Source organism: Nostoc sp. DedQUE05, assembly GCF_034530955.1.
Classification (GTDB): domain Bacteria; phylum Cyanobacteriota; class Cyanobacteriia; order Cyanobacteriales; family Nostocaceae; genus Nostoc.
In genome coordinates this window covers 266,896-285,092 of sequence record NZ_JAVRCB010000001.1, presented here as the reverse complement: position 1 = coordinate 285,092, position 18,197 = coordinate 266,896, and the positions used below count along the sequence as shown (strand labels likewise).

At 41.2% G+C, this 18,197-nt stretch carries 15 protein-coding genes; 7 read left to right on the top strand and 8 right to left on the bottom strand.

Annotated elements, in window-relative coordinates; genetic code table 11:
* Positions 1-3: 3 nt before the first annotated feature.
* Positions 4-1,203 carry an FAD-dependent monooxygenase gene (locus RMZ42_RS01200; RefSeq protein WP_322669856.1) on the bottom strand — a complete coding sequence of 400 codons (1,200 nt, stop codon included), beginning with the start codon at positions 1,201-1,203 and terminating at the stop codon, positions 4-6.
* Between the two features lie 54 nt (positions 1,204-1,257).
* Positions 1,258-2,241, bottom strand: a complete 984-nt coding sequence (locus RMZ42_RS01195; RefSeq protein ID WP_322668693.1) for a GntR family transcriptional regulator — start codon at positions 2,239-2,241, stop codon at positions 1,258-1,260.
* A 298-nt stretch (positions 2,242-2,539) separates the two neighbouring features.
* Here RMZ42_RS01195 and RMZ42_RS01190 point away from each other — a divergent pair, with 298 nt between their 5' ends.
* The 3 genes from RMZ42_RS01190 to RMZ42_RS01180 all read left to right on the top strand — a co-directional run bounded on the left by RMZ42_RS01190 (position 2,540) and on the right by RMZ42_RS01180 (position 5,960).
* Positions 2,540-3,280 carry a dienelactone hydrolase family protein gene (locus RMZ42_RS01190; protein ID WP_322668692.1) on the top strand — a complete coding sequence of 247 codons (741 nt, stop codon included), beginning with the start codon at positions 2,540-2,542 and terminating at the stop codon, positions 3,278-3,280.
* Between the two features lie 128 nt (positions 3,281-3,408).
* On the top strand, positions 3,409-4,311 hold the full coding sequence (locus RMZ42_RS01185; RefSeq protein WP_322669671.1) for a S1 RNA-binding domain-containing protein: 903 nt from the start codon (positions 3,409-3,411) through the stop codon (positions 4,309-4,311).
* Between the two features lie 560 nt (positions 4,312-4,871).
* Positions 4,872-5,960: a fatty acid desaturase family protein gene (locus tag RMZ42_RS01180; RefSeq protein ID WP_322669670.1), complete on the top strand. Its 1,089-nt coding sequence runs from the start codon at positions 4,872-4,874 to the stop codon at positions 5,958-5,960.
* Between the two features lie 300 nt (positions 5,961-6,260).
* On the opposite strand, the gene RMZ42_RS01175 is transcribed toward RMZ42_RS01180, so the two are convergent.
* A complete protein-coding gene (locus tag RMZ42_RS01175; protein WP_322669669.1) occupies positions 6,261-6,449 on the bottom strand; it encodes a hypothetical protein in 189 nt (62 codons plus the stop codon).
* Between the two features lie 129 nt (positions 6,450-6,578).
* Between RMZ42_RS01175 and RMZ42_RS01170 the strand changes: the two genes are divergently transcribed.
* The 3 genes from RMZ42_RS01170 (at position 6,579) to RMZ42_RS01160 (ending at position 9,552) form a co-directional block, all read left to right on the top strand.
* Positions 6,579-6,956: a hypothetical protein gene (locus tag RMZ42_RS01170; RefSeq protein ID WP_322669668.1), complete on the top strand. Its 378-nt coding sequence runs from the start codon at positions 6,579-6,581 to the stop codon at positions 6,954-6,956.
* Between the two features lie 148 nt (positions 6,957-7,104).
* Complete coding sequence (locus RMZ42_RS01165) at positions 7,105-7,980, top strand: SDR family oxidoreductase (protein ID WP_322669667.1); 876 nt, start codon at positions 7,105-7,107, stop codon at positions 7,978-7,980.
* Between the two features lie 63 nt (positions 7,981-8,043).
* Positions 8,044-9,552, top strand: a complete 1,509-nt coding sequence (locus RMZ42_RS01160) for an HlyD family efflux transporter periplasmic adaptor subunit (RefSeq protein WP_322669666.1) — start codon at positions 8,044-8,046, stop codon at positions 9,550-9,552.
* Positions 9,553-9,825: 273 nt separating this feature from the next.
* On the opposite strand, the gene RMZ42_RS01155 is transcribed toward RMZ42_RS01160, so the two are convergent.
* The 4 genes from RMZ42_RS01155 to RMZ42_RS01140 form a co-directional block, all read right to left on the bottom strand.
* Complete coding sequence (locus tag RMZ42_RS01155; protein WP_322669665.1) at positions 9,826-11,460, bottom strand: S8 family peptidase; 1,635 nt, start codon at positions 11,458-11,460, stop codon at positions 9,826-9,828.
* A gap of 444 nt (positions 11,461-11,904) precedes the next feature.
* Positions 11,905-14,607, bottom strand: coding sequence for a type I secretion system permease/ATPase (locus tag RMZ42_RS01150; RefSeq protein WP_322669664.1), 2,703 nt, complete (start codon positions 14,605-14,607; stop codon positions 11,905-11,907).
* On the bottom strand, positions 14,556-15,338 hold the full coding sequence (locus tag RMZ42_RS01145) for a peptidylprolyl isomerase (protein ID WP_289796933.1): 783 nt from the start codon (positions 15,336-15,338) through the stop codon (positions 14,556-14,558). The genes RMZ42_RS01150 and RMZ42_RS01145 overlap by 52 nt, the downstream gene beginning before the upstream one ends.
* Positions 15,339-15,626: 288 nt before the next feature.
* The gene (locus tag RMZ42_RS01140) at positions 15,627-16,448 is read right to left on the bottom strand and encodes a TIGR00297 family protein (protein WP_322669663.1); all 822 of its coding nucleotides are present in this window, start codon (positions 16,446-16,448) and stop codon (positions 15,627-15,629) included.
* A gap of 402 nt (positions 16,449-16,850) precedes the next feature.
* Between RMZ42_RS01140 and RMZ42_RS01135 the strand changes: the two genes are divergently transcribed.
* The gene (locus RMZ42_RS01135) at positions 16,851-17,282 is read left to right on the top strand and encodes a VOC family protein (protein ID WP_322669662.1); all 432 of its coding nucleotides are present in this window, start codon (positions 16,851-16,853) and stop codon (positions 17,280-17,282) included.
* Positions 17,283-17,338: 56 nt separating this feature from the next.
* On the opposite strand, the gene RMZ42_RS01130 is transcribed toward RMZ42_RS01135, so the two are convergent.
* Positions 17,339-17,974: a triacylglycerol lipase gene (locus RMZ42_RS01130; protein ID WP_322669661.1), complete on the bottom strand. Its 636-nt coding sequence runs from the start codon at positions 17,972-17,974 to the stop codon at positions 17,339-17,341.
* Positions 17,975-18,197 lie beyond the last annotated feature (223 nt).

Below are 18,197 nucleotides of genomic sequence, written 5' to 3'. Positions count from 1 at the left end.
TTTTTAGACAGTTAAATGTACCTGTGTGATACCTTGACGCATTTTGTATTGTCGCTTTAACCAAGACTTTTTAATTATTTTACGGAGCAAGGGAGCAAGTTGAATCAACAGCGATCGCACCAGTGCATTTTTTCGCAGTAGTTCGCCTTGTTTAGCTTCTTCTAACTGGAGTTGCTGGGCGCGGATAATTTCTGGCTGACGTTCTGCTTGGATGTGCAATAGTGCCATGTCAATATCCTGGTGTCCAGCTTCTTTTTGCAAAAGTGGCACAAGATGATTAGCAGCGACAATCACATCACGGAATGCGAGATTAATTCCTTGGGCGCGGACGGGAGACATTGGGTGTGCAGCGTCACCTAGAAGTAATACCCCTGGTGCGTGCCATTGTGGACAATAACCAACCACAACAGAGAGCCTAATGGGAGATTCGATGGTGTCTGCATGATTACGGAAATGCTCTGCTAGCCATGAGGGTGATAGTGAGGCAAAAATCTCTCCCCAGTTGGCTTGTTTGGAGTCAGTGTTTTCGGTTGCCGACATCACCCAAGCCAGATGTAGTTTGCCTGATTCTGCTCCGTGAAAGATTGTAAATACGCGATCGCCATTTACAATAGTACGAAACACATTATCGGCTGCAAACTCAGGGCTGGCGGCAAGTTTAAACCAGAGAATATCAATATTTTTGGGCTGACGTACCAATTCCAATCCTATACGTTGGCGCACAAGAGAATTTCTACCATCTGCCCCAATCACTAAGTCAGCAGTAAATTCTCTCCCATCGCTCAGTACTACACCTGCGACACGTTGGTTACTCCACAGCAAATCTTTGACAGAAACACCTTGGATAAATTCAAATCCATCATTGGTTTGAGCTGACGAAATCAGTGCTTTTAGTAGTGGTGGTTGTGAAACCAGTGTACAGGGTTGGGTTGCTCCCATTGGTTCATCAACTCGAAACAACTGCTTGTCCCCGATAATGAATTCCCACGCGTCGAGTTGCCGATGCGGAATATGTTCCAACAAGGCTGATATACCCATTTCCTCTAAAGCTTCTAAGCCACTGGGCATTAATCCTTCACCGCGAAATACACGATGAAAGTCTTTTGCTGCTTCAATTAACGTTACAGCAATACCACGTTTTACAAGGAGCAGGGCAAGGGTTACACCTGTTGGGCCTGCGCCCACAATCACAATCTGCACTATCCCATCCCTCCTGTATTAGTTGCTCTCAAAGATGTTGCTAGAATTATCTTGAGATTAACTTAAACCCAGTTCTCGTTTTAGTAAATTAATCGAGTTAGCGCCGATATAATTTTCAACCTTAATCAGCTTTGGTGGACGAATAATATCTTCATCAGATGCTTGCACGGCTGCTTGTACTGCCGCAAAACTAGCTTGGTCACTGATGATGACCTCAGCCCGTTTAACCATAGCCTGAAGTTTATAGGCATCTTTTGGCTGGGAAGTCATTACCAGTAGTTCATCGCCCCGCAAGCCGTGGAGGATGACTTCTGCGGCTCGTGCAATCCCGGAACTGAGGCTAACTATCCCAACACAGTTTTCTTTTGGTAGGGTTTTCAAGAGGTTGAGTTCCTTGCTGTAGTCGTAGATATCGAGAGGAATTACCCGTGCAGCTTTTGGAGCTGCGATCGCTTCCACATTACTGATAAAATACCGACTGGTGACTACTGTGGCAGAGGTGGTTTTATCTAGCACAGCTGTTAATTCTTCCATTGCTACCAACTGCACTGGAATTTTTAGCGATCGCTCTAATTCATACACCATCAACTCACCAGCACCTATATCATAAGATGGTACTGCAACCAGTACCCGCGCACTACAACGCAAGCGCCAGTCAATTTCCGCTAAAAATAACTCTCTAGCTTGGTTCAGCGTACATCCTTGAGAGAGCAGTTCGTCAAGTGCTTGCTGGACAACTTGATATGCATCAGGATTTTGTTTGAGAATTGGTGATTGCAGTCTACTACCGCCCTCATGACCTTGGGCACGAACATAAATACCCGAACCAGCCATACTTTCAACAAACCCGTCTTCCTCTAGTTGACGGTAAACCTTACTTATGGTATTTCGGTGTAAGCCCGTTTGCATTGCCAGCGCCCGTGTGCTTGGTAATTTGTAAGCAGGGGGATATTGCCGAGAAGCGATCGCAAATCGGATTTGATTAAACAGCTGGGTTGATGCGGGAATTTCGCTGTCTGGCTGAATACGGAATTGAATCATCACCAAACCTCCTGAATACTAAGTGCTAATGAGTGCTGAGTGCTGAGTTCTGAGTGCTGAGTTTTGAGTATTAAGTGTTGCTTTTATACTCAACATTTTTAACTCAGCCCTCCTTTTGTGACCAGCTACATTTGCTACATCTCAAATATGTTTATTTGCATATAAAGTTTTTCTGATACAAATTTCTAATGCACTCACTATTGGTTATTGATAATTTAATTAGAAAAAAGCTAGGCATACTGGCATAGTTATATCAAATAAACACACGGCTAATCACATAGCACTGGTAAAAATTATTATGACAGAGCAAGCAACAAGTACTACAACGATTAATCTTTTGCAAGATAATATTCAAGTGTCTGCTTATCTAGCAGAACCAAAAGAACCTGGCTCTTATCCAGGAGTCGTAGTATTACAAGAGATTTTTGGTATCAACCTTCACATTCGGGAAGTTACAGAACGGATTGCCCAACTTGGGTATGTAGCGATCGCACCGGCACTTTTTCAACGGATTGCTCCTGGCTTTGAAACCGGATACACACCCGAAGATATTGAAACGGGCAGAAGTTACGCCATGCAAACTCAAGCCTCAGAGTTATTGAGCGATATTCAACTAGCAATTGACTACCTCAAAAATCTGCCCCAAGTGAAAAAAGATGGTTTTGGCTGTATTGGCTTCTGCTTTGGCGGTCATGTCGCATATCTTGCAGCCACCTTGCCAGATATTAAGGCTACGGCTTCCTTCTACGGTGCTGGAATTACCACTCGCACACCGGGAGGCGGCGCTCCTACTGTCACCCGCACCGAAGAGATAACAGGTACTCTTTATACCTTTTTTGGTGCAGAAGATGCTAGCATTCCAGGCGAACAAGTAGATGAGATTGCAACAGAGTTAGAAAAATATAAAATTCCTCATCGTGTGTTTCGCTACGATGGAGCTGATCACGGATTTTTCTGTAACCACCGTGCCAGTTATAATCCTAAAGCTGCGGCCGATGCTTGGGAGCAAGTAAAACAACTCTTTGGTCAACTAAACTGAAGCATACGCAGCCAAGTTCGTCATTGGTCATTGGTCATTGGTGAATAACAAAGGACAAATGACAAATGACAAATGACAATCTAAACTTCAGTTGCACCATATCAAATAACAACTAATCTTCAAAAGTCATGAATTCCGAATCGAAACTTTCTCAAACAGCCAATTCGCCCTTTACAATGGACGATTTTGCCAAAGCACTAGAAAAACACGACTACCAATTTCAAAAGGGACAGCTTGTAAGTGGCAAAGTTTTCCAACTTGACCATGATGGAGCTTATGTGGATATTGGTGGTAAGTCGTCAGCTTTTCTGCCGCGCGATGAGGCTTCTTTGAGAGCAGTTACCGATTTATCGGAAGTGCTGCCATTGCAAGAGGAAATGCAGTTTTTGATTATCCGAGATCAAGATGCAGAAGGGCAAGTCACCCTTTCTCGAAAGCAGTTAGAAATTCAGCACATCTGGGAACGACTGACCGAAATGCAGGAAAATGCTCAAACTGTGCAAGTACGAGTTATGGGTGTGAATAAAGGTGGTGTCACCGTTGATATTCTTTCTTTGCGGGGATTTATTCCGCGATCGCACTTGGCAGAGCGTGATAATTTAGATGCACTCAAAGGTCAAAATCTGACCGTGGGCTTTTTGGAAATTAATAAAAACACCAACAAACTCATTCTTTCCCAGCGTTTAGCAACTCGTTCTAGCAACTTCAGCTTATTAGAACTAGGTCAACTGGTGGAAGGTAAAGTTACTGGCATCAAACCTTTTGGTGTATTTGTCGATTTAAGTGGGATGAGCGCCCTACTTCATATCAAGCAAGTAAGCCAGAAATTTATTGATTCTTTAGAAAAAGTATTTCAAGTTGGTCAGCCAATTAAAGCTGTAATTATTGACTTGGATGAAGGTAAAGGCCGAGTTGCTCTTTCTACCAGAGTTTTGGAAAACTTCCCTGGCGAAGTGCTAGAAAATTTCGATGAGGTGATGGCTTCAGCTGAGGCGCGTGCTAATAGAGCTAATAACAAAGCGTCTGAATAGTTTTGAGATGGGCTGCTTGCACAAAGTATAAATAGTGCAATTGCACCTACTGTATATGGGATTAATGGGTGAATACTGCCCAAAAATTAATCAAAAATTCAAATTGTGGGTTATTTTATTACTCCCCCTGCATCTATAAAGATGTGGGGGGATTGAAATTGGGAAAACTTTTAACAAACTTACGTTTTTTTAGTACTTTTTCAAGCTAATATATAGGGTTTTTAGTAAGCATTTTATTGATGAGAAAATAAAGACTAAAGCTATTACTAAAAAAACATTACCTATTAAGAGAAACTTGACATCCTAATAGCCTATAGCTAGTAATATGGTTAAAACAATAATTTTAGTTAGCTTTAGATAACTTTCACTTTTAACCACATAAATTCTTCTGAGTAAAACGTGTAGGCAATGCCAAAATTATGCAAGAGGTCTACCGCAGAAATATTGTGTGTTAGGATTTAAATACTTACCTACTTGTGAATTTAATTATTCCAGTTGAAAAACGCTACGATTTACCGCAAAACTTTACCCAGTGAAATTATCTAACTGAAAAATTATTTATGAATGTTACTACAGATCGGACACTTATTCACCAGAAAATATATGCGAAAGAATTACGTTCTCTGATACCACCTGAAGCATTTATTTCCGATCCAAGTAAGTTAATTATCTTGTTCATTAATCTGGCAATTTTGATATTAGGCTGGATGATAGCAGCTCGGCTAGATTGTTGGTTGCCACATCTTTTATGGCTTTATCTACCTTTAAGCATCATTATGGGCAATAGCGTTCTTGTCTTACTATTGAGTTCTCACGAGATGATGCATGGTAGCGTAATTAAAAACGCCCGGTTAACTTATATCATTAGCTTTCTAGGGCTAACAATTGGGTGGATGCCACCAACGTTGTGGAAAGCAGTTCATAATCGAGTACATCATAATCACACTAATGATTTAGGCGACCCAGATCGTAATTACTTGTATGAACAATCTTCAACCTGGGGAAAATGGATTCAGAACTTATTTGTGCCTTCTACTGAAGTCAATCCTATATGGTTCATAGTGGGAATGACTTCTGCTTGGGGAGTACATACTTTTCGCAATGTGACATCTGTGCTATTTTTCAATCATGAATCCGTCGATTATGTTCCTGCTGCATTTACAGTCAGTCCGAAAGATCGTCGAGCGATCGCAGGGGAATTATTGATGATGATCGTGATTCATCTGAGTATCCTCATCTATCTCCAATTTGACCCCATAAAGCTCATACTTGGTTATTTTTTACCGATTGCAATTGGTTATGCCGGAGTAATTTTTTATATTTATACAAATCATTTACTTTGTCCCATGACTAGTGTGAACGATCCACTAATTAATAGTATGTCTCTCCGGGTTTACAAAATATTTGACTTGTTGCATTTAAATTTTTCTCATCACACTGAACATCATATTTTCCCAGGAATGAACTCGGACTATTATGTGATGGTTAGGGATTTGTTAGAAACTCAATATTCTGAAAAGTTTAATTTATTGGATGCTGGAGAAGCTTGGCATTTGCTGCTGAAAACTCCCCGGCATTATAGAGATGAAAATACTCTTACAGATTGGTCAGGAGAAAAGTCTGTCCCCTGCCCTACAAGCGACAATTAAAAAGGTTTCTTGCGAAAATATTTTGAGTTCATAACTTTTAAATCGGACTACTACTCCCCTACATCAACAAAGATGTGGGGAATATTTTTTGTAAAGTTGCACTTGTAGTTGCCTATGAAACACTTATTTTATGAGGTATTCTCACCTCAAATACCATCACTTCTGATGCTTCCATCAGGCATTCACGTCCAGCAAGCGAACTCTTGGTAGCTTAACTCCAGTAAAATCTCTCTCCCCAGCAGCATATCGCTGCAACAACTCTTCGGCATTCATACTTCAACCCCTTCATTCCCTTTGAAATTACTTCTCTTTATCCTTATCTAATGCTTCCTGGATTGCACGACGACAAAATTCTGGAGAATCATCCTTGGTGGATAGTTCTTCCTTCATAGTTTTTGTGACACGTAAGTTAAGACGCTCACTTAAAGGTTCTTCCCTCTCTGATTTAAATGGTTTTAAATTTTCTGGATGACCTTTAGGGTTAGGCATTTATGTAGAAATATAAATATAATTTGAATCACTGGTAGGCAGCAGATTAAATTGTTTTTTGGTGGTTGCTACAACTTGCCGGAAGTACAACCACCAATATCCAATTTCAAAAATGGACACTACTATTTTATGTTCACGCGTTCCGAACTTGAAATCAAGACTATTAAAGAATTACGCGACTTGTGTCGGAGATACGGCATCAAACCAACTGGAAATGCAGGATACAAAACCTCGTACATCGTAACTCTGATGGCATTTCCACTTTTAGCGCTGCAACAAATGAAGCAAGGTAAAGGGTTAAAATTCCCTAACTTTAACGCTATTCAGGTCATCAGTTCTGCTATAGATGAGATGAATTCACCCACAGATGAGCAAGCAGCACTAATTCGGATAACTTTAGAGGGCAGGAAAATGAGCTATCCTGACCGATACGACCAGGAAAACCTGCTAAATTTGCACAAGGCTAAGATGTCGCTTGAACAAGCTATTGACTTGTTGAGCCAGTAAAACTAATCCTATTATTCTATCCCCTGCATCTACAAGGATGTGGGGGATCATTTTTAGAGTATTAAAATAAATAAGGTGTGACTATATATCGAGATATCGAGAATTTTGACAATTATAAACGCTGTAACTATTCAATTTAGGTATTTGTATGTTTCTGGTAACTGGAGCAACGGGAGGCATTGGTCGCAGAGTTGTGCGACTTCTACGACAACGAGAACAGTCTGTGCGGGCATTTGTCCGCCTTACCTCGCGCTACAGCGAGTTAGAACATCGGGGTGCAGAAATCTTCATTGGTGACTTGCTAGAGGAAAAAGATATCCAGAAAGCTAGTCAGGGTGTGCGGTATATTATCAGCGCCCACGGTTCTGATAGCGATGCCCTATCTTTAGATTACCGTGCCAATATTGAACTCATCGACCAAGCGAAAGCCAATGGCGTAGAGCATTTTGTCTTCATTTCTGTACTGGGAGCCGATCGCGGTTATGAAGATGCTCCTGTTTTTAAAGCTAAACGAGCAGTAGAGCGATATTTAGCAGCTAGTGGCTTAAATTACACTATTTTGCGCCCAGCTGGATTAGCATCTAACTTGCTGCCACTAGTAGAACGATTTCGGGAAACGGGATTGTATCTGCTGGTTGGCGATCGCAAAAACCGTACCTCAATTGTCAGTACCGATGATTTGGCAAGGATAGTAGTGGATTCTGTGACAGTTGAAGGCGCTCGCAACCAGATTTTACCCGTGGGAGGGCCGGAGATTTTATTACGAGAAGATATTCCCCGGATTTTTGGTCGGATTTTCGCCAAAGAACCAGTAATAATTAACTCACCCCTATTTCTGATTGATGGGTTACAGAGTGCATTGGGTTTATTTAATCCCCAAACCCAAAAAGCTTTGGGAACTTTTCGTACATTGCTAGCCAATGAATTTTTCTGTACAAAAGATGAAATTGCCAATTTAGAGACGATTTTTAACTTCCAATTAGAGACATTAGACAGTTTTTTGCGGCGCTATTTAGCAGTTTGAATAGTCATTAGTCATTAGTCATTGGTCATTCGTGAATAATCAAGGACAAATGACAAATGACAAATGACAAATGACAAAGGACAAAAATATATGGTAAATGCTGCTCAAGCACGTCAAACAAAAGAGCGATTCGCTAAACCGGAGGAACAACTTACTTATGAATTAGGGAAGGCCGTACAGGAATTGCCACCCCTGTACACTAGATTATTAGCGGGAACGATGAGTGCCATTGTATTTGGAGCGATCGCCTGGGCGTACTTCTCGCAAATAGATGAAGTAGCAACAGCACCGGGGGAATTAATTGCTTCTACACAGGTAAGACCCGTGACATCTTTGGGTGGAGGGTCAATTGTCGCTGTTAAAGTACAAGAAGGCGATCGCGTTACTAAAGGTCAAGTTTTGATTCAAAAAGATCCAGATTTGCAAGTAACCGATGTTTCCCGCCTAGCTAAATCTACCAGATTGATTCAAGACGATTTACAACGTTTGGATGCAGAACGTGTTGGAGGCAAAACTACTGGGACGAAACTGCAAGATGAACTTTTAAGTTCCCGCCTGCAAGACTACCAAGCGCGTCAAGCAGCAGCAGAAGCAGAAGCAAATCGTCAAATAGCACTCATCGATCAAGCTAAAGTCCGCTTGAGCAGGTTGCAAGATAACTTAGTTAATGCTAAAAGCAGCTTTGCGAATGCTCAAACCAACCTTGTGAATGCAGATAGCATCCGAATTAAAATTGAAAGTAATTTAGCCCTTGCTCAAGAAAGGGAAAAAAGCCTACGCACTCTAATTACTCCTGGCGCTGTGCCTCGTGTCGATTACCTTGATGCCCAAGAAAGATTAACTCGTGCAAAGACAGAAATCACTAGATCGCAAGATGAAGTCATCAACGCCCAGAATAGAATCACAGAGGCTCAAGATAAAGTCACATCATTAGAAAAAGATATTGCTGCTCAAGTCCAGGAAATTCGCCAAGCACAACAAGCTTACAACGCTGCACGCAGTCAGGCGCAGCGTGTAGCATCAGAACGCCAAAGCGAAATTTTGACGCAGTATAATAAGCGTAAAGAAGAACTGACAACTGTACAAGGTCAATTAGAGCAGGCGAGGAAGCAACAAGCTTTAGAAACAATTGAGGCTCCCGTAGCCGGTACAATTTATAAAGTCAAAGCCACCAAGGGGCCAGTACAATCGGGTGAAGAATTGCTGTCAATTTTGCCGGAAGGCGAAGAAATGCTTCTAGAGGTGAAAGTTCTCAACCGCGATATTGGGTTTATTCGTCAAGGAATGAAGGCAAAAGTGAAAATGGCAACTTTTCCCTTCCAAGAATTTGGCATTGTGGATGGCGAAGTTATGCAAGTCAGTCCAAATGCAATTGCTGATAAAGAATTGGGTTTAGTTTTTCCGACGAGAATTAAGCTAAATAAACACGCGGTAAATGTTCGAGGTCAAGAAGTAGAATTTACACCAGGGATGGCTGCTACAGGTGAAATTGTCACTCGGAAAAAGTCAATTTTGACATTCATTACTGAGCCTGTGACACGGCGATTCAGCGAGGCATTTTCTGTTAGGTAGGAAAGTCTGTTAGATTAGCTACAAGTAAGGGTTTAGCATTGTTCATTGGTGTCAACTTAAGCTGAAACTCCTTTAAAACCTCGTTTCCAGCCTCTGGCTGGAAATGCACTTCAATTGGGCTGCTGCCGCCAGCAAGAGAGGCGGAGCCTCTAGGACGGCATTCCCAGTCGGAGACTGGGAACGAGACACGGGCAGTATTGAACTTAACTGCAAATTGCTATAATTTTCAAGCTATACCCAAAAATTTTATTTTCTATACCGATCTATTTGTTTTTACATTCCCTCTAGTAGTTTGACAAAATCTGGATTATTCTCATCCTGATTGCTATTCACATTGATGCTACCCAGAATCTTCTCATAGCTTTGAAATTGCGACCATAATTCTGGATTTGTTGATATTTTATTACCTTCGGCTGATATCAGATATTTTGTGGTTTCTGTAATTGCTTGACCAATTACAGGGTTAAAATCAGAATTATTCCAACTATTGATATTTTCTGGTGTTAGATATCTTGTAGTTTCTGTAATTCCCTGACCGATTAGAGAACCAAAATTGGAATTATTAAAACTATTGATATTTTCTGGGGTTAGATATCTTGTGGTTTCTGTAATTCCCTGACCAATTAGAGAGCCAAAATTGTAACTATTAAAACTAGAGTTTGTCGTTTGTGTGTTATTTCCTGCGCTTTCTGCAATCACCCGACTCGCTAGAGAACTGACATTAGAAATTTTAAAACTAGAGCTTGTAGTTTGCGTACTATTTTCTGCGGTTTCTGTGACAATCTGACGTACTTGGGCATCAGTCAGGTTAGAGTTAGCACTAAGCATCAGGGCAACGATACCAGCAACGTGGGGAGCAGCCATAGATGTGCCGCTATAAGTTGCATATTGATTATTCGGAACTGATGAATAAACCTTGACTCCTGGAGCTGTGACGTAAGCGATTGGATTTGTTCCAGAGCGGTTAGAGAAGTCAGCCAAATTATTATTCTTATCTACTGCCCCAACGGCAATTCCCGACTTGGATGCATAGCGGGCGGGATAGTCTGGTGATGAGTCACCATCATTACCTGCTGCCATGACGACAATCACTCCTTTACTGCTGGCGTAGTTAATGGCTGACTCTAAAGTGCGATTGGAAGATCCGCCTCCTAAACTCAGGTTAATCACATTAGCTCCATTATCTACAGCGTAGCGAATACCTTTAGATATGGAACTATAGGAACCAGAGCCAGAGCTATCTAAAGCTTTGACAGGCATAATCTTGGCATCGTAGGCAATACCAGTGACACCGTAGTTATTATTTTCTCCTGCGATCGTGCCGGAAACATGAGTACCATGACCGTTGTCATCTAGGGTGTTGTTATTTTGATCGGCAAAGTTCCAGCCGTAAGTATCATCAACATAGCCATTGCCATCATCATCTATACCGTTACCTGCAATTTCCTTGCTATTCGTCCAGATATTATTTTTTAAATCTTCGTGGTTGTAGTCAACTCCAGTATCTACAACAGCGACAACAACGCCTTTACCTGTATATCCATGTGCCCAAACTTCCGGTGCTTTAACTAGGTCTGCTCCCCAATTATTGCCACCGAGATCGGGAACATCAGCAAAGGTATTTTGACCAATAGCTCTAGCCACTGCTGCTGCTCCATTAATCAAGCCATAACCATTAGTGGAGTTATAATTTTGAGTGTTAAAAGCATTATTAGTAGGGTTATTGCTATTTTTCGATTCATCGTTATTTCGCAACTGCACATCAGCATCGGCTGAGTTATAGCTACTACGTCTGCTGAAGTTGAGGCTGTAGTTATCTTTTGTATTAAAGCTATCTAATGAGGAGATTGAAGTGGTATTTAGCTGTTTATTTGACAATATATTGTTATTAACATCATCAATGTGCATAAATTTTTTCTCAAAGATAGCAACCGTTTTTTGACAGTTTGAAGCTTTGAAACCTTGACAATCAAAAGATTTCAATGGGTGAATAAACTTCATTCTCAATAATTACTATGGAATCTAATAACAAAATGCTAATTTTATTACCAAAAAACATTATGAAAATTACGGTTTTTATTAAGAGTAACTTTATCGAGTACATCTTAAATATTTTAGTTGTATTAATGGAGACTAAAGCAAAAATGATAATAGGATGCTATGACTCCTTTTGTTACTCTTAAAACTGCTGCGATCGCTAGCTATAAAAGTTATTTACACCACACAGACTGGAGCATCAACAAAATAAAAATAACGAATGGAGTTATGCTCCATTCGCCAAAGGCTATGCTTAAGCCGCTTTGCAAAGGTTTCTTTTTTATGTAGCTACAAGCTTTGAGTTAGTTAAATCTATTAAATGTTTGCTTGCTGTCGCTGATATAATGACCAATACAAACCCTTTTGTTGCAACAACTGTGAGTGAGTACCACGTTCGGCAATCACGCCTTGCTCTAATACCAAAATCAAATCAGCACGTTTAAGGGGAGCAAAGCGGTGAGCAATCAGAAACACGGTACGGTTGGCGGAAATTTTTTGCAGGTTTTGCAGTACTTGTTGTTCAGTTTCACTATCCAAGGCACTAGTAGCTTCATCCAAAACTAGAATCGGCGCTTGGGAAAGAAATAGCCTTGCCAGAGCAATGCGTTGTCTCTGTCCGCCAGATAAAGCTGTACCGCGTTCGCCAACATTGGTTTCGTAACCGTAAGGTAATTGACTAATGAAGTCGTGTGCCACGGCTAATCTTGCCGCTTCTACTACTTGCTCTGCGGTAATGTCAGGACTACCGAGAGTGATATTTTCCAAAATAGAACCATTGAATAAAAAGTCTTCTTGGAGAACTACACTAACTTGTTGCCGCAGTGAGGCTAAATCGGCACTTTTTATATCAAAACCATCAATCAGGATGCGTCCTGATTCAATTTGATAGAGGCGTTGTAATAGTTTAGACAGAGTACTTTTCCCAGAACCGCTACGTCCGACAATGCCAACAAACTGCCCTGGTTCAGCACTGAAAGAGATTCCCCGCAGAATTGCTTCAAAGTTCGGGCGGTAGCGGAAAAATACTTGCTCGAAGGTGATTTGTCCTTTCAGGGGTGGCAAAACTAAGCCAGTTCCCAGTTCAGCTTCTGGGGAGACGTTGAGAATATCACCAATGCGATCTACAGAAAGTAGCACTTGTTGAAGGTTTTGCCACAACTGTACTAAGCGCAAAAGCGGGCCTGTGACTCTACCAGACAACATTTGAAATGCAACAAGCTGTCCAATTGTGAGCTTTTGTTCGATGACTAACTTGGCTCCATACCAGAGAATCAGCATGGTGGACAAATTAGTGAGAAAGTCACCAATGTTGCTGCTGATATTGGAGGTGGTAGAGGCTTTAAAACCTGTGCGAATGAAGCGGGCAAATAAGCCTTCCCAGCGATCGCGGGCTACTGGTTCGGCTGCATGGGCTTTAACGGAGTGAATTCCCGTCACTGTCTCTACTAGAAACGATTGACTATCGGCACTCCGGTTAAAGGTTTCGTTGAGCCAGTTACGCAGAATTGGTGTTGCAACTATCGTCAATGTGGCAAATAGCGGCAGTACTGCTAAGGCCACAAAGGTGAGTGGAATATTATAGTAAAACATCAATGCCAGGTACACCACAGCAAAGATGCTATCTAGAATTACAGTTAATGCTGTACCTGTGAGAAACTGACGAATTTGTTCGAGTTCCTGGACTCTTGCTACTGTGTCTCCGACGCGTCGCGACTCAAAATAAGCTAATGGCAGACGCATCAGATGGCGAAATAGCTGCGCTGATAAACTCAAATCCAGACGGCGAGCTGTATGGGTAAAGATGAATAGGCGCAGAATGCCCAGTACGGATTCAAATATGGCTACGCATAAAAGTGCGATCGCCATTACATCGAGAGTCGGCAAACTCCCCTGCACCATCACTTTATCAATGACGACTTGGGTAATTAGCGGTGTTGTTAATCCCAAAAGCTGCAAGGTAAAAGATGCTAACAATACTTCTGTGAGCAATCCCTTATACTTCCAAACTGCTGGGGTAAACCAACTGAGGTTAAATTTTTCTTGCTGGGATATGAGTTCTACTTGCCACAATTGTCCATCCCAAGATGCCTCAACGATGGACTGCGGCAAGCTTTCACAAGTCCGTTCGGGATTTAGAGGGTTAGCGATAATTAAGCGATCGCCTTTAACTCCATAAGCCACCACCCAGGATGGACTCTGGGGTGAGTCAGAATTCCACAGCAATAAAGCTGGAAATGACAACTGTCGCAACTCACTCCAACTCACTTGTAAGCGCCGCAACACTAACCCTAACTTTTCTGCTGCTTCCACAACCTGTTTTGGGCGTTGTCCTCTGAGTTGACGCTGCACCCATTCCAGTTGTACAGAATTTTCTAGTTGTTGCGCCACCATTGTTAAACAGGCAGCAGCGGTATTCCAACTGGCAACAAACGGATAAATTGCAGCGATTAAATTGGCGGCTGGGAGTCCTTTTTGGGGTTGGAGGCTGTGGGGGCTGGAAGTCCCGTCTGAGGCTGAAGTTACTGAAGGAGTGCTAGAGAAGGAAAATGTTTCCCTTTGTCCCTCCATCTCTACTGGTAACGCTTGCCAAAATTCCTGAATTTGTGGATGAGAAAATTCTGCCCACAGGGCAGTATCCCAATAAACTACTATCACTTCTTTACTAGCAGCTACAGCTTTAAAATCCGCAGACAGCTTTTGGAAGTCGCCAAACCAATCCCCTGCATCTAGGGCGGCTATTGGTTTACCAATGCCTTCTTCTCGCAAGCGGACTTTCCCAGCCACAATTAAAAATTGATAACCGCGAACATCGTTTGACCAGATTTTTTCTCCAAGACGATACTGGCGGGTTTGGCACTCATTTTCCAATCGAGATTGTTGTTCGGGAGTCAGCCAGGATAGCGGTGGCTGATTCCAAGGCAAAGAAGCTAGCACTTTTAATCGTAAAGATTCATTATCCAGAGTTTTTAACTCACTTGTAACTTGACTGTCAGTTTTTGAATTTTCTCTGCTAGCCATTTTTCAAACAACTCATTTTGTAGTGCTTGCTGTAGTTGAGTATCTTCTAAAGACGCTGGTAGAAATTGTTCTACTCGAAACAAACCATAAGGCCCTTCTCCTTGGGGAGAGTCTTTGCCAACGATTTCTATTGGACCTATCAATTGTCCAGGATTGGCCACATCAATAGCTGCCCGTAATATATCCGGCATACTACCTCGGCTGACGATTCCCATCATGCCATTCACAATTCGGTCATCTGAAAGGGAATACTCTTTAGCTAGTTGCTCAAAACTACCTCCTTCTTCTATTTGGGTTTGGAGTTCGTCTGCCAATTCTCGATTGTCAACAACAATCCGGGAAAGTACTACCCGATCCAAGAAAATTTTGCGCTCAATAAAATATTCTGGGAGTTTTGTTTGTGTCACTACAGCTTTCAGCTTTTCTAACTTGTAACCAAAAGCAACCGATGTGTGAAAAGTAGCGTAATCCGTATTATTTGTCTTTAACCATTCTTGAAAACTTTGGGGGTCAGTGAGTTGATTTTTTAGTCTAAAGTCAATTATTGACTGTTCAGTTATTGCAGTGCCAATTTCAATATCATCTCTTGTTCGGATTTCTTCCTCAATTACGTACTGCCGGAGAATATCTCCAATGAACTGTCCCAATTTTCCAGACGCTTGCAGGTACTTTACTGCTTGCTCTATAGAAATTATTTGGTCATTAATTGTCAAAAATGATAAAGATTCCATGAACTAATTATGTGAAAATGGTTAATCACTTATAGTACTTTTTTATTAAATCATATAGAAATAATCTGGTTATTGATGGATAAATATGATAAAGATTCCGTGAACTAATTACATCTAAATGGTCAAAAAATTATATAGCTAGTAAATAAAATAATTTGCCACGATCACTTTTACAGTCTAACGGGGACAAAACAGGATTGAAAATATCATTGATAGCGTAGTAGTAACGGCAAATTAGTTATTTTCTAGCAATGCCCCACTTAAATAGAGTAATTATTTCTTTCCAGTCTAGTTAATGAAACTTATCCATGTCCAAGCAAGTAGTACAGATGCGATCGCACCGATTAATGTATTAAAAATATTTACTACTTCATTGGTCAGCCAGGTATACTTAGATTGCAGTGTTGCACCAATCACACTTTCTAGGTTGGTGGCAATAAATGCTGCCAGCACACACCAAGCGACTCCCAATAGATCGATTAAACCAACTCCCCAACCCACAAATGCGATCGCTACAGAAGCCACAATCCCAGCTAAAGTTCCCTCCAAGCTTACTGCTCCTTCTGTGCCACGAGGTACTGGTTGGAGTGTGGTAATCAAAAAGGTGCTTTTACCATAAGCTTTACCAACTTCACTAGCAGTGGTATCAGCCAGCTTGGTACTGAAACTCGCTACATAGGCTAGCAATAATAGGGACTGGAGACTTGTACTGAGCGAAGCCGAAGTATTGGGGATTAGCGACTGGGGATTAGATACGAAGAATCCCGAATTTATTATTCCTACTCCCAAAGCACACAGCGCCCCAGTCAAAGCCGAACCCCAGACATTTTCTGGGCCTCTTGCCCCAGAACGCTTTTCGGCAATTCCTTCTGCCTCCTTCTGCGCCATCCCGATGCGGGTAACGCCAGAACCAACCAAAAAATAGAACATTACTACTGCATATCCTTGCCAGCCTAATGTTACCCAAATTAAGATGGCCAAAAACCAGGCGTGGAATAATCCAGCAGGGGTAAGTAGCTTTTTGGGAGCAATCCAAGCTAAACCCAATAAAATTGTGTTTAATACTACTGCTACTAACCAGGGATTTACAGAATCTATTGAGGATAACATCAGCAATTAATCATGAGTAATTTTGTCTGAATATCAACAGAATAACGAATTTGTGATGCTTAGTGCTTTATTTTTGCAACCTCTCTAGGTAAAATAATATGTTTGTATTATTAACTAAATTGCGTAGGCATCATTCTGAAAGCTGAGTGTCAAACCATCAATGGTGTCTTAGATTTACGCTGCAATGATTAAACAAAATGCAAAACTTCTTTTGAGTTAGGTAAACTCTTCTCTGTAGCCGCAGAGTACAGTGGCGGAAGTATTACTCAGTCCCCAATCTTAGTAATAAGGATAAAGAATATAAGTTAATGTCAATAAAAACTGTGTCCAAGTTAACCACAATCAAAACTTAATAGCATAAATTGTAGATAGCATAAATTACTAGTATTTTTCACATAAGCTATGAGCCAAACTTTATTCCATTTAGCTTTCCCTGTAACTGACATTGCCCAAACAAAAGCATATTATGTAGATGGTTTGGGCTGCATTCCTGGTCGTGAAAACCACCATGCCCTGATACTCAATCTCTACGGTCATCAATTAGTGGCTCATGTCACAAAAGAACTTTTGACACCGCAACAAACTATCTATCCCAGACATTTTGGGCTAATTTTTACCCAAGAACGTGACTGGCAAGACTTACTACAAAGGGCACAACAACAACAGCTACTTTTTCGTGAAGAAACCAAAAATCGCTTTATCGGTTCTCCTCTTGAGCATCGCACTTTCTTTTTAGAAGATCCCTTTTATAATCTCATGGAGTTCAAGTATTATCGTCATCCAGAGGCGATTTTTGGGAGTTACGAACATACGCAAATTGGCGATAGGACTTAAAAAATTAAAAATTAAAAATTAAAAATTAAGTAATGCAAGTCTATCAAGCATCCTGGTTACTGACTGGATTTTTTATTCAGCAAGGGTAGCTTAATAGGCTTTGCTAAAGCTGCTGTGACTACTGCTAAACTCCTGGGGTCTGTTACCATCCAACGGTGTAGAGCAACTGGTACTATTACTTCGCTTCCTACGGAGATTTGTGAACTATTCGCTGGGACAATCATTAAATCATAAGGTGTCCAGATAGATGTAAAATCTAGCTGCCCCAACATTACAACATCTGAATTTAAATCCTTGAGAAAAATGCTGTCAGGGCGCATTTGTAGGCAACCAAGACGCCAAGAACCATAAGCAACCACAGTTCCATGATGGGGCGAAGAGATCGTGATAAACCGCTGCACGCGGTTAATTCCTCCCAATCTCTGAACATAGTAACGGCTGACAATTCCTCCCATGCTGAAGCCTACTAAATCTAGGCGTTGTTCTGGTGCAAAGGTAGCTGTAACATAATCGGCTACCTGCTTTGCCAATTCATCAAGACCCACATTACCATTATTGGGAACGAGATCCAGGCTATATACAGACCAACCCCGTTGTATGAGGTATGCCCTCATTTTATGGAAAACTGCCTCTGTATCGACAATGCCGTGTATTAACAAAACGGGATTGCGTTGTTGATTTTCAATGTTCATTTACAAAATCTAACTGAATTAAAGGGTGTATTTCACTTTTGTAGACACATCCTGCTCTACAAACTGAAGCTATTGCTTTTCGGATTCGATATTGTTGCAAACAAAACTGAAATGCTTCCAAAGAGAATTTGTATAAAGTTTTACAAATTAATCCGTTCGTCTGCCAATAGGCTATGACACTCTTCTTACTGGGTGAGAGCAAACTGCTTATTTAACTTCAATT